The sequence below is a fragment of the Pseudomonas sp. BT-42-2 genome, assembly GCF_025847435.2.
Classification (GTDB): Bacteria; Pseudomonadota; Gammaproteobacteria; order Pseudomonadales; family Pseudomonadaceae; genus Aquipseudomonas; species Aquipseudomonas urmiensis.
The window spans coordinates 230,375-242,481 of record NZ_JAOYTM010000011.1; the positions used below are offsets into that span (position 1 = coordinate 230,375).

At 62.5% G+C, this 12,107-nt stretch carries 9 protein-coding genes and 1 pseudogene; 2 read left to right on the top strand and 8 right to left on the bottom strand.

Annotated features, from left to right (window positions below; all coding sequences use genetic code 11):
* Window positions 1-17: 17 nt before the first annotated feature.
* A complete protein-coding gene (prmA, locus tag OIU19_RS14405) occupies window positions 18-911 on the bottom strand; it encodes a 50S ribosomal protein L11 methyltransferase (protein ID WP_264235559.1) in 894 nt (297 codons plus the stop codon).
* Window positions 912-1,102: 191 nt separating this feature from the next.
* A complete protein-coding gene (locus OIU19_RS14410; RefSeq protein ID WP_264235560.1) occupies window positions 1,103-1,501 on the bottom strand; it encodes a ketosteroid isomerase-related protein in 399 nt (132 codons plus the stop codon).
* Window positions 1,502-1,616: 115 nt separating this feature from the next.
* Between OIU19_RS14410 and OIU19_RS14415 the strand changes: the two genes are divergently transcribed.
* Window positions 1,617-2,207 (top strand): GNAT family N-acetyltransferase, encoded by a 591-nt coding sequence (locus tag OIU19_RS14415; protein ID WP_264235561.1) that lies wholly within the window; start codon window positions 1,617-1,619, stop codon window positions 2,205-2,207.
* A gap of 284 nt (window positions 2,208-2,491) precedes the next feature.
* Here OIU19_RS14415 and accC read toward each other — a convergent pair whose 3' ends face one another.
* The 6 genes and pseudogenes from accC to OIU19_RS14445 all read right to left on the bottom strand — a co-directional run bounded on the left by accC (window position 2,492) and on the right by OIU19_RS14445 (window position 10,789).
* Window positions 2,492-3,847: an acetyl-CoA carboxylase biotin carboxylase subunit gene (gene accC, locus OIU19_RS14420; protein WP_186555534.1), complete on the bottom strand. Its 1,356-nt coding sequence runs from the start codon at window positions 3,845-3,847 to the stop codon at window positions 2,492-2,494.
* 17 nt (window positions 3,848-3,864) lie between these two features.
* Window positions 3,865-4,326, bottom strand: a complete 462-nt coding sequence (accB, locus tag OIU19_RS14425; RefSeq protein ID WP_186555533.1) for an acetyl-CoA carboxylase biotin carboxyl carrier protein — start codon at window positions 4,324-4,326, stop codon at window positions 3,865-3,867.
* 100 nt (window positions 4,327-4,426) lie between these two features.
* Window positions 4,427-4,879, bottom strand: a complete 453-nt coding sequence (aroQ, locus tag OIU19_RS14430; RefSeq protein WP_011535870.1) for a type II 3-dehydroquinate dehydratase — start codon at window positions 4,877-4,879, stop codon at window positions 4,427-4,429.
* A 178-nt stretch (window positions 4,880-5,057) separates the two neighbouring features.
* Window positions 5,058-6,833: a protein-disulfide reductase DsbD gene (locus OIU19_RS14435; RefSeq protein WP_264235562.1), complete on the bottom strand. Its 1,776-nt coding sequence runs from the start codon at window positions 6,831-6,833 to the stop codon at window positions 5,058-5,060.
* A gap of 214 nt (window positions 6,834-7,047) precedes the next feature.
* Window positions 7,048-7,563, bottom strand: a pseudogene (locus tag OIU19_RS14440) (methyl-accepting chemotaxis protein); the annotation flags it as partial.
* A gap of 1,609 nt (window positions 7,564-9,172) precedes the next feature.
* The gene (locus OIU19_RS14445) at window positions 9,173-10,789 is read right to left on the bottom strand and encodes a PleD family two-component system response regulator (protein ID WP_264235564.1); all 1,617 of its coding nucleotides are present in this window, start codon (window positions 10,787-10,789) and stop codon (window positions 9,173-9,175) included.
* A 249-nt stretch (window positions 10,790-11,038) separates the two neighbouring features.
* Between OIU19_RS14445 and OIU19_RS14450 the strand changes: the two genes are divergently transcribed.
* Window positions 11,039-12,106 (top strand): DUF2333 family protein, encoded by a 1,068-nt coding sequence (locus tag OIU19_RS14450; protein ID WP_186555529.1) that lies wholly within the window; start codon window positions 11,039-11,041, stop codon window positions 12,104-12,106.
* Window position 12,107 lies beyond the last annotated feature (1 nt).

A 12,107-nucleotide genomic window follows, 5' to 3' on the forward strand; every position in this document is an offset into this window, starting at 1 on the left:
GGGGGTTGTGCAAGGAATTATTCTAGGCCGGCCGAGCGACGGCGACCACTGATGCGTACCCAACCGTCGCGTTCAGCGATCGGATCCAGGTCGAAGTCCTTGGCGTAGGCTGCGGCGACTTCCTCACCTTGTTCGGCGAGGATCCCCGACAGCGCCAGCAGGCCACCGGGGCGAACCAGTCCGGACAATTGCGGGGCCAGCGAAACCAATGGGCCTGCGAGAATATTGGCGACCAGCACGTCGGCCTGCATGGCCGGCATGTGTTCCGGCAGGTACAGCGGGAAGCGCTCTGCGCCTATGCCGTTGCGCCCGGCGTTGTCGCGCGAGGCTTCCAGCGCCTGTACGTCGATGTCGGTGCCGACCGCTTCGCGGGCGCCGAGCAGCAGCGCGGCGATGGCCAGAATGCCCGAGCCGCAACCGAAGTCCAGCACTTGGCTGTCCTGGAGCTGTTGGCCATCGAGCCATTCCAGGCACAGCGCGGTGGTCGGGTGGGTGCCGGTACCGAAGGCCAGGCCCGGATCGAGCAGCAGGTTCACCGCATCTTTTTCCGGCGCTTCATGCCAGCTCGGCACGATCCACAGACGACGGCCAAAGCGCATCGGCTGGAAATTGTCCATCCAGCTGCGTTCCCAGTCCTGATCCTCGATCACCTCGGCGTGGTGCTCGGGCAGTTCGGCGTTGGTCAGCAGGCGCAGGTGGGCGAATACCTGCTCAGGCTCGGCATCGGCTTCGAACAAGGCCAAAAGGTGGGTGTGCGACCACAGCGGGGTGGTGTTGAGGTCCGGCTCGAAGATCGGCTGGTCCTCGGCGTCCATGAAAGTCACCGAGACAGCACCCACTTCCAGCAGGGCATCTTCGTAGGTTTCGGCTTGTTCTGGGCTGATGGCCAGGCGTACTTGCAGCCAGGGCATGGCGGGTACCTTTGATGAATCGAGTTGGGGGCAGCACTGGGCTGCGCGAAGGGGTGCAGTTTACTTGAGTGCGTGGGGTTTGTGCGATTTGCTGGTAGTGGCAGAGTGGATGATGGCGCACCAGGCAGATGCCGATTTGGCTCTGGCGCGCCTTGAATCAACAGCACGCGGGCTACAGCGCGGGCCAGGCCTCACACCACTTGCTCAAGCCAATCATTGAGGTTGGAGTAATGACTTACCCGGGCAATCTTGCCGCAATGAATATAGAAGAACGCCCCAGCCGATAGCACGTACGTCTGCCCTTTGGCTGAGGGCAACCCAGGGGCATCGGCAAGATAGGTCCCATGCACGGTAAATTCGGCCGCTGCGCGAGTGCCCTCGGCATTTTCCATGACCACCAGATCGGCCAAGCGCTCGTTATAGCAGTGGTTGAAGTTGTCCATGAACGCGGCAAACGCTCGCTTGCCCATCTGCCGCTCGCCTTGGTTGATGTCATGGATCACATCTTCGCTGAGCAGGGCGAGCAAGGCTGGTAGGTCCTTGGCGTTGAGGGCGCGGTAGTAGGCGTTGACCAGTTCAGTAGCGGTCATGGCAATGTTCCTGTCGTGTTCGGGAAAGGAGGGGGCATGCAAGCGATGATAGGGTCTTGACTCAGGCCCGGCTTAGCCGAGTACGTCATCCACATCGACAAAACGACCGCCCCGCATGGAAATCCGCCTGCTGCACGGCGCCGCGATTGCGCCTTACATCGATGACCTCGCTCGCCTGCGCCTGACGGTGTTTCGCGAATTTCCCTACCTCTATGATGGCTCCCTGGAGTCTGAGGCCGACTACCTGGCCAATTACGCGCGCTCTGGGCGTAGTCTGGTGGTCCTGGCACTGGACGATGGCAAGCTGGTCGGTGCCTCGCTTGGTCTACCGCTGGTCGATGGATCGAGCCAGTTGCAGCAGCCGTTCCTGGCTCAGGGGCGAGATCCGGCGGGCGTTTATTACTTTGCTGAGTCGGTGTTGCTGCCCGCCTATCGAGGCCGGGGCCTGGGGGTGCGCTTTTTCATCGAGCGCGAGTCTTATGCGCACAAGCTGGCTGAATTCGACTATTGCACGTTCTGCACGGTGGAGCGCCCGAATGGTCATCCACTAAGGCCGACGGACTACAAGCCACTGCACGGGTTCTGGCGCAACCGGGGGTTTCTCCACGAGCCATCCTTGCGCAGCTCACACGCCTGGCGCGATCTGGATGAGCAGGCGGAATCGGCCAAGATCATGTCGTTCTGGCTCAAGCCGCTGCCGCTATGAGCGTCAGACGTCCTGAAGGCTGTGTAGAGAGGCTACTAATTCGAGGAAATGCGCCGTGCAACCACGGCGAATAATGCTGTTCACTTAAGATTTTGGGGCCGCTTTGCGCCCCTTCGCGGCGGCTCGGCGCCCCGACAAGCCCGCTCCCACAGGTACGGCGCCGACCGTCAGAGCGGCGCCGTACCTGTGGGAGCGGGCTTGCCCGCGAAGGGGCGCCGCGAAGGGGCGCAAAGCGGCCCCAAAGCAGGCGACAAGAGCCTTAAGTGGACAGCATTAGCTCAAGATCAATCCTGGTTAGCCAGTTTGTGCTCGAGGTAATGGATGTTGACGCCACCTTTGCAGAAACCTTCATCACGCACCAGGTCGCGGTGCAGAGGGATGTTGGTCTTGATGCCGTCGACGACGATCTCGTCCAGGGCATTGCGCATGCGCGCCATGGCCTCGTCGCGATCCTTGCCGTAGGTGATCAGCTTGCCGATCAGCGAGTCATAGTTCGGCGGAACCGAATAGCCGCTGTACAGGTGCGAATCGACCCGCACGCCATTGCCACCTGGGGCATGGAAGTGCTTGACGGTACCTGGGCTTGGGATGAACTTCTTCGGGTCTTCGGCGTTGATCCGGCACTCCAGCGAGTGACCGCGGATCACCACGTCTTCCTGGGTGAACGACAGCTTGTTGCCAGCGGCGATGCTGAGCATCTCCTTGACGATGTCGATACCGGTGACCATCTCCGAAACCGGGTGCTCCACCTGAACACGGGTGTTCATCTCGATGAAGTAGAAACGACCGTTCTCGTAGAGGAACTCGAAGGTGCCAGCGCCACGGTAGCCGATCTCGATGCAGGCATCGACGCAACGCTTGAAGACTTCCTGGCGGGCCTGCTCATCGATGCCTGGGGCCGGAGCCTCTTCCAGCACCTTCTGGTGACGGCGCTGCAGGGAGCAGTCGCGATCGCCCAGGTGGATGGCATTGCCTTGGCCGTCGGACAGCACCTGAACTTCCACGTGACGTGGGTTGGTCAGGAACTTCTCCAGGTAGACCATCGGGTTGCCGAAGGCTGCACCGGCTTCGGTACGGGTCAGTTTGGCCGAGGAGATCAGATCCTCTTCCTTGTGCACCACGCGCATACCGCGACCACCGCCGCCGCCGGCGGCCTTGATGATCACCGGATAACCGACTTCGCGGGCGATCGCCAGGGCGGTTTCTTCGTCTTCCGGCAGTGGGCCGTCAGAACCCGGTACGGTTGGCACGCCGGTCTTGATCATCGCGTCCTTGGCCGAAACCTTGTCGCCCATCAGGCGAATGGTGTCGGCTTTCGGGCCAATGAAGGCGAAACCGGATTTCTCCACTTGCTCGGCGAAGTCGGCGTTTTCCGCGAGGAAGCCATAGCCAGGGTGGATTGCGGTAGCGCCTGTCACTTCGGCGGCAGCGATGATCGCCGGGATGTGCAGGTAGGAATCTTTGGACGAAGCAGGACCAATGCAGACCGACTCGTCTGCCAGGCCCAGGTGCATCAGTTCGCGGTCAGCCGTGGAGTGCACGGCGACGGTCTTGATGCCCAGCTCTTTGCAGGCACGCAGGATCCGCAGGGCAATTTCCCCACGGTTGGCGATCAGGACTTTTTCCAGCTTCCCAGACATCGTTGGCTCTCCGCGAATCAAACGATGGTGAACAGCGGCTGGTCGAACTCAACCGGCTGACCGTCTTCTACCAGGATGGCGTCGATGACACCGCCGATTTCGGCTTCGATGTGGTTCATCATCTTCATCGCTTCGACGATGCACAGGGTGTCGCCCTTCTTGATGCTCTGACCGACTTCAGCGAAGTTCGGCGAGGTCGGCGAAGGCTTGCGGTAGAAGGTACCTACCATCGGCGAACGGACCACGGTGCCTTTCAGTGCAGGTGCGGCGGCAGCGGCTTCAGCCACTGGCGCGGCTGCAACTGGAGCGGCGGCGACGGGCGCTGCGTGCATCGGTTGTGGAGCGAAGTACTGCTGGGCAGCTGGGGTCTTGCTGTGACGGCTGATGCGAACGGACTCTTCGCCTTCCTTGATCTCCAGTTCGTCGATGCCGGACTCTTCCAGCAGTTCGATCAGTTTTTTGACTTTACGGATATCCATTAATCAGCAACTCCCAAGGTTCGGTCGGGGACGTAATTTGAAAACGTGTCGAAAACGTTTCTCTATGACCTCGGCCCAAAAGGGCCAAGGCCTTGTGTCATCAGGGCTGTGCGTTGGCAGCCAAGTGTTCCAGCGCAGACTCCAGGGCCAACCGGTAACCGGTGGCGCCCAAGCCGCAGATCACCCCTACAGCAACATCGGAAAAGTAGGAGTGATGACGGAACGGTTCACGCTTGTGCACGTTGGACAGGTGCACTTCGATGAATGGGATGCTCACTGCCAGCAATGCGTCACGTAATGCGACGCTGGTGTGGGTGAAAGCAGCCGGATTGATCAGGATGAAGTCGACGCCTTCGTTACGCGCGGCGTGGATACGGTCGATCAGTTCGTATTCGGCATTGCTCTGCAGGTACTGCAGATGGTGGCCTGCGGCGCGGGCACGCTGCTCCAGGTCCTGGTTGATCTGGGCGAGGGTGGCGGCACCATAGTGACCTGGCTCGCGGGTACCGAGCAGGTTGAGGTTGGGGCCATGCAGCACCAGTAGGGTTGCCATCTGCGGGTTCCTTGGTCTTGTAGGGCAATTCGACATGCGCGGCGACTATGCCGCAAAGCGACCACGAGTGTCCAGTTCCCTGCAATAGCCAGCACGATGTCCGAGATTCGCGCAAAGTATGTGACCAAATAATTAATTTTGGTCACCTATGCAGAGAAAAGTCCCAGTCAGCGGGAAGTTATAGACCGAGTTTGCCGCGCACGCGCGTGAGAATGTCTGCAAATTCGCCGGCGTTTATTTCGCCAATGACCCGATCGCTGGTCATTTCGCTGCCGTTCGCGGCAAAGAACAGCAGTGCTGGCGGGCCGAACAGCTGGTAACGGTCGAGCAGACTGCGCTGCTCGGCGTTGCTTTCGGTGATATCGAAACGCAGCAATTTGAAGGTGCCCAGCTGAGCTTGCACCTGGGGTGCGCTGAGCACTTCGTGCTCGATCACCTTGCAGCTGATGCACCAGTCGGCGTACCAGTCGAGCAGCACCGGCTGGCCTGCGGCCTTGGCCTGAGCCAAGGCCGCATCCAGCGCTGCGGGGGTGGTGATGGTCTGCCAGGCATCGGTCTTGCTCACCGATGTGCCTGCGCTTGTCGCCACCGCGCCTTGCGGCAGTGGCCGCAGCGGATCGCCCTGGCCGCTCATGGCGCCGTACCAGCAGGCCAGCGCATACACCAGCAGGCCCAGGCCCAGCAGTTGCGCCAGACGTTCCCGGGGCGTTTTGATGACAAACTCCAATGCGCCAAGGAACAGCGCCACGCCTGCCGCCAGCAGACCAATCAGCAGCAGCGTCACAGGGCCTGGCAAGACTCGGCTGAGCAGACCGATCGCCAGGCCCAGCAGCAGTACGCCGATCGCGTTCTTGACGGTATTGAGCCAAGCACCGCTCTTGGGCAGCCAGGCTGCACCGCCGGTCGCCACCAGCAACAGTGGCGCACCCATGCCCAGGCCCAGGGCGAACAGCTTCAAGGCACCGCCCAGCGCATCGCCACTGGCGCTGATATACAGCAGGGCGCCGGCCAGCGGCGCCGAGACGCAAGGCGAAACCAGCAGGCTGGAGAGTACCCCGAGCACCGCCGCGCCCACCAGCGAGCCACCTTTGGTGCGGTTGGCGACGCTGTCCAGGCGATTGCTCAAGGCTTGCGGCAGCTTCAGCTCGAATAAGCCGAACATGGCCAGGGCGAAGATCACGAAGAACAGCGCAAACGGCACCAGTACCCAGGCCGATTGCAGGCGCGCCTGCAGGTTCAGGCTGGCACCGAAGACGCCCATCAGTGCACCGAGCACGGCGAAGCAGGCGGCCATCGGCAGCACATAGGCCAGCGACAGGCTCAGGCCACGCCATCCGCCCACCTGACCGCGCAGGACCACCCCAGAGAGGATTGGCAGCATCGGCAATACGCAGGGGGTGAAGGTCAGGCCGACCCCGGCGAGGAAGAACAGCAACAGCGATTTCCAATTCCAGCCTGCTTCAGCTGAGTCAGGTGCTACGCCACCTTCGCCAGTGATTGGCAGTCGCGCGGTTTCCGGCGGATAGCACAAACCCTTGTCGGCGCAGCCCTGGTAGCCCACCAGTAAGGTGAAGGAACGTTGATCGGCGGCTGGGCGTGGGAGGGTGATGTCGAGGACACCGTGATACACCTCGACATCGCCGAAGAACTCGTCGTGCTTGGCCTCGCCAGGCGGGATCTGCGCTGCGCCCAGGGCGATGTCGGCCGGCTCGCTGCGGAACTGGAAGCGGTGGCGATAGAGGTAGTAGCCGTCGCTGGCAACGAAACGCAGCTTGATGGTGTGCGCGTCGCTACTGACCAGGCTGAGCTTGAAGGCCTCGTGCACCGGCAGGAAGTCGGCGCTGTTGCTCAGCGAAGACGCGCCGAGGGTGGCGCTGGGGCGGTTATCGAGCAGGCCGCTGGCGAAGGCGGGGCTGGCCAGCAGCAGGAACAGCAGGAAAAACAGGCGGCGCATGGCGGACTCGCGAGGTGGAACGTGGGGGCATGATAGCGGAGTTGCTCTTGATTGGGGCTGTACCAGGCTGTGGCGCGACACATGGCCGCTGGGGTTGTGCTGCCTGGACCATCGCTATCGCGGGGCAAGCCCGCTCCCACGTGTAACCCCTTGCAAGGCGCTCGGCGTGGGAGCGGGCTTGCCCCGCGATAGCGTCGGTACGGGCGACGCCCCCTCAGAGCCTGAACGCTCGCACCGCGCTATTGAGCTGCCCACCCAGCTTGAGCAGTTGCTCACCCTGCTCGCGGCCTTCGCCAATGCGCTGCAGATTGTCTTCGCCCAGCTCATGGATTCGCTCACTGTGATCCCGGATTTCGCTCACCGCCCCTGTCTGCTGGGCGGTGACATCGGCAATTCGCACGGCGGTATCGGAGATGGTTCGAATCGCACTGACAATCTCATCCAAGGCGCCGTCGGCGGCCTGCGCCTGGCTGGCGGTCGCCTCGGCATGCTCAAGCTGGATGCGCATACCATTGACCGATTCGCGCGCAGCCTGTTGCAGCCGGTCGATCAGCGCCTGGATCTCACCGGTAGCGCCGGTGGTGCGCTGGGCCAGCGAGCGCACCTCGTCGGCCACCACGGCAAAGCCGCGGCCCATCTCACCCGCACGAGCGGCTTCGATGGCGGCGTTGAGGGCGAGCAGATTGGTTTGTTCGGCAATCGAGCGAATCACTGTCAGGACGCCGCCGATGGTCGCCGACTCTTCGGCCAGTTGCTCGATCATCTGCGCATTGCCCTGCACTTCATCGACCAAGGCACGTAACCCGGAAAGGCTTTGGCCAATCACCGCCTGGCCATGCTCGACGGCGCGCCCGGCATCGTGGCTGGCATCGGCGGCGGAGCTGGCGTCCCCCGCCACCTGTTGAATGGTCGCTTCCAGCTCGCCCAGGGCATCGCGGATCTGCGCAGTGTCGCCGGCCTGGCGCTCGGCGCCATCGTGCAGGGCGCTGCTCATGCTGGCCAGGGCATGGCTGCTGCCGGCCACTTGTTCGGCGTTGGCGCGCAGGGTGCCGACCAGCTCGACCAGGTACAGGCGCAGGCGGTTGAGCGACTCCTGGATATCGTGCAGTTCACGGTTGGTCTTACCCAATGCAATGGCTTGGCCGAAGTCGCCCTCGGCCCAGCGTGACAGCGCTGGCGCCAGGTGGGTCAGGGTGCGGGTGAGGCGGCGCTGGAGGGTGTCGATGAGCAGCGCGATCAGCAGGATCAGGCCGATCATCAGGCCTTGGATGATGCGCACCTCGCTGGCGATCTGGCCATGTTGCGCACGTACCTGCGGCTCTAGGGCCGCGATGGCCTGTTGCACAGCATCCAGGCGTTCGCCGGTGCTGGTGGCCAAGGCTGCGCGGCGCTGGATCTGTGCGCGGGTGCGTTGCAGTTCGCCAGGATAACGACTGAGCAGGCTCTGTAGCTCGCGCTTGAGGCCTACGGCAACGTCTTCCTGTTGCTCGCTGGCCCGGGTTTGCAGGCCCATCAGCGCGGCGAAGTCGTCGGCGTTGGACTCGGCAGCGCGGGTCACGCCGAGCAGCGGTAGGGCGTCGATCGCCTCGGCCTGGGTGCGGATCAGCTGCAGTTCACGCTCGACTTCGTCGGCCAGCTCTGCTCGGCCGCTGCTGACCAGTTTGTCGCGTGCCAGTGACAAGCGCCCCAGGTGCACGGCGGCGTCCAGCACGGGAGCAAGATAGCGGGGAGCATCGCTGCTGCCGCTGTCACGGGCGTAGCTCGCCAGTTGTTCGAGGTTGGCCCCCAGCTCACGTTCGGCTTGCAGCAGCAGGGCTTGCGGATCGCCTGCAAGCTTGCCGGCGGCAAGCAGCTCGTTAGTGGTGAAGGCCTGCAAGTTATCCAGGCTCGGCCGCAGTTGTTCTGCCAGTGGTTGCGGCCATTGAGCTAGCGCCTGGTGTAATTGTTGGTTGGCTTCGGTGGCGGCTGCGTGGCGCAGGGCGTCGCCACTGGCCAGATACGCCTGGATGTTGCGTGCGGCTTGGTTCTGGAACTGCTGCGACAGGCCCAGGTAGCGCTCCATCAATTGATAGGGACGCTCGAGAGCGCGTTGCGACCACCACAAGGTTGCGCCCAGGGCAATGCACACGGTTACCAGCAAGAGGGTATTGAAATTGGTCAGCCACTTCAGGCGCATGGCGCGAACTTCCGGCGGGAGTGGAGAGGTAGGTGCCTGAAGTTATTGCGATTTTGTGACGCGGTGATGACGGCGGAGGGGTGGCGCCATAAAAAAGTGGCTATGTGCCTTTATCTGGGCGCTGAACGGTTTGTTGGGGCGCCGGGGCGCTAAGGCGATGGCGCTACGGCTCCACTCGCACCACACAGTTACGGCCCGCATGTTTGGCTCGGTACAGCGCCTCGTCTGCGGCACTGGCCATGGTCAGCGCATCATGCTGTTCATCCAGTTGCACCACCCCAGCGCTGAATGTGCAATGCAGGTCCTGCGGCTGGGCTGGATAGAGAATCTCGGAGAACCGCCGACGAATTTCGTCGAGCACCTTATGCGCTGCCGCCAGGTGGGTATTGGGCATGACAATGGCGAACTCTTCACCGCCATAGCGGCCGATATAGTCGGTCTTGCGCAACCGTTGCTTAAGAAACAACGCCAGGCTCTTGATCACCCGATCGCCCATGGGATGGCCGTGGCGGTCGTTGATCTTCTTGAAGTGGTCGATATCGAGCATGGCAAAGCTCAGCGGTAGTTCTTCGCGGCGGGCGCGAAAACTGCAGTCCTCCAGCAGTTGGAGAATATGAGTGTGGTTGTACAACCCAGTCAGGCTGTCACGAACCATCCGCGCCTTGAGATGGCGCGCACGGGCGGCGCGGTTGCGCACGGTGGTGATCAGGTGGCGCGAGCGGATCGGCTTGGTCAGGAAGTCATCGCCGCCTTCGCTCATGGCATCGAGCTGCTTGTCCAGGTCATCCTCGGCCGACAGGTAGATGATCGGCACACTGACATAGCGGTCGTTGTGGCGTATCACTTTAGCCAGCTCAGTGCCGGTGCAGTCGGGCATGTACATATCGAGGATGATCAGGTCGGGCTGAAAATCGGCAAGCTCGGCCATGGTGCGGATCGGTTCGGTGAGCGTACGGGTGATCATTCCGGCGCCGTTGAGCAGGCGTTCGGTGTGCATGGCCTGGGCGCGCGAATCGTCGATGATCAGCACCCGAAACGGGTCGTACTGGGCGGCGCTGGTCAGCAGTTCGACTTTCTCCAGCAGGCTGGAGGCTTCCAGGGTGCCGGTGAGAAACTCCTGGCCACCGGCGCGCACCGCGGCCAGGCGGGTAGGGGTGTCGGTTTCGTGCAGGCTGAAGAACAGCAGCGGGATGTGCTGCTCCAGGCCCTGCTGGGCCTTGGCCGCTAGCTGCAAGCCGCAACCTGGGCCGCTGAAGTCGACGTCCATCACGATTGCCGCAGGCAGCCGTTCATTCATCGACGAGCAGAACGCCTCGGCGCTGAACAAGGCCTGCACGCCCAGGCCAAAGAATTCCAGCTGCTGGGCCAGGCGCTCGGCGCGATCGTGATCTTGCAGCAGGATATATACCGGCTTGCGCAGGGGGGGCAGCGGCACGTTATCGAGCTGATCACCTTTGCGCAGGCCGGTGCGCGACAGGCGCTGCATCAAGCGGTTGAGCTCAGCGATCGACTCGGAGTTGAGTCGCGCACTGTTGGCTTCGATGGCGCGCAAGGTCTGCCCGATCGCCACCGACAGGCTGCCATGCTCGGGCTGTTCGAAGCGCTCGGCGTACCGTTGCAGGCGCAGGTTGGCCTCACTCAGCTCGCCCAGGTCGCTCGCTGACCACTCGCCACGTTGCAGGCGCTGCCAGATCTCGAGGATCTGTCGGGCCTGGTGGATGACCCGCTGGGCGAAGTGCTGCTTGAGGCGCTCGTGGCTGGGCTCTGCTGGCTGGGTCATGTCCTGACTACTTATAGATTGGGAATATGCAGGTGCGATGATGGCTCTATGCTAGCACCGCTTTTCCGACAAGCGAGTGCTTCGTGTCAACAAAGCGTTCAAGTCTGCTTATTCAGTTGCTGACCGATTGGTCGCTTATGCGTAAGGCGGTGTCTGCTTTATAGTGCTGCGACGCGGGCTTGCCGTGGCACCCTGGGGCAGACCTGAGGTCCAAGCCCTCAACCGTCGTGACAAATTAAGGACAAAGCCATGCTGGACTGGAAAAACCGCGAGGCCAAAGCTGAGCCCCGCGAGCGGGCCGACACCCGTGGCGCCGCTACTCGTAGCTACCTTGGTGGCCTTTGGAGCCGTGCCCTGGGCACCCTGATCGGGCTGTACCTGCTGGTATGCATCGGCCTGGGTTGGTACTGGAGCCAGGAGCCGGAGTTGTTCCCGGTGCAGCAAAATGCCCAGGCTGCCTCCGAGCGCACTGGCCACAAGATGGTCGTCGGCTACACCACCATCGAAACCCTCAAGACTGTCGCCGGCACGCTGCTCGACAAGCCCGGTGGCTACATTTCCAACGATCGCTTCCCACCAGGCTTGTGGATGGACAACATGCCGAGCTGGGAATATGGCGTGCTGGTCCAGGTGCGTGACCTGTCGCGTGCGCTGCGCAAGGACTTCGCCCGTTCGCAGTCGCAGTCCACCGAGGATGCTGACCTGGCCAAGGCCGAGCCGCGCTTCAACTTCGACAACAAGAGCTGGATCCTGCCGTCGAGCGAATCGGAGTTCGAAGAAGGCATCAAGTCGCTGAACCGCTATCAGGCGCGCCTGGCCGCTGGTGACCAGGGCGCGATCTTCTACACCCGTGCCGACAACCTGAACAACTGGCTGGGCGACGTCGCCACGCGTCTGGGCTCGCTGTCCCAGCGCCTGTCGGCCAGTGTTGGCCGGGTCAAGCTCAACAGCACCCTGAAGACTGAAACGGTGGTTGCCGGCCAAGCGCCGCAGCTCGATGAGGAGCTGGTCGAGACGCCGTGGCTGCAAATCGACAACGTGTTCTACGAAGCCCGTGGCCAGGCCTGGGCGCTGTCGCACCTGCTGCGTGCGATCGAGGTCGACTTTGCCGACGTGCTGGCGAAGAAGAACGCCACGGTCAGCGTGCGCCAGATCATTCGTGAGCTGGAAGCCTCGCAGGAAGCGCTGTGGAGCCCGATGGTGCTCAATGGCAGCGGCTTTGGCATGTGGGCCAACCACTCGTTGGTGATGGCCAACTATATTTCCCGCGCCAACGCCGCTGTGATCGACCTGCGCCAGCTGCTGTCGCAAGGCTGAG

Bases quoted from the DNA above. Each gene is read 5' to 3' on its own strand.
- prmA (WP_264235559.1), bottom strand. From the start codon at position 911: ATGCCCTGGCTGCAAGTACGCCTGGCCATCAGCCCAGAACAAGCCGAA.
- OIU19_RS14410 (WP_264235560.1), bottom strand. From the start codon at position 1,501: ATGACCGCTACTGAACTGGTCAACGCCTACTACCGCGCCCTCAACGCC.
- OIU19_RS14415 (WP_264235561.1), top strand. From the start codon at position 1,617: ATGGAAATCCGCCTGCTGCACGGCGCCGCGATTGCGCCTTACATCGAT.
- accC (WP_186555534.1), bottom strand. From the start codon at position 3,847: ATGTCTGGGAAGCTGGAAAAAGTCCTGATCGCCAACCGTGGGGAAATT.
- accB (WP_186555533.1), bottom strand. From the start codon at position 4,326: ATGGATATCCGTAAAGTCAAAAAACTGATCGAACTGCTGGAAGAGTCC.
- aroQ (WP_011535870.1), bottom strand. From the start codon at position 4,879: ATGGCAACCCTACTGGTGCTGCATGGCCCCAACCTCAACCTGCTCGGT.
- OIU19_RS14435 (WP_264235562.1), bottom strand. From the start codon at position 6,833: ATGCGCCGCCTGTTTTTCCTGCTGTTCCTGCTGCTGGCCAGCCCCGCC.
- OIU19_RS14445 (WP_264235564.1), bottom strand. From the start codon at position 10,789: ATGACCCAGCCAGCAGAGCCCAGCCACGAGCGCCTCAAGCAGCACTTC.
- OIU19_RS14450 (WP_186555529.1), top strand. From the start codon at position 11,039: ATGCTGGACTGGAAAAACCGCGAGGCCAAAGCTGAGCCCCGCGAGCGG.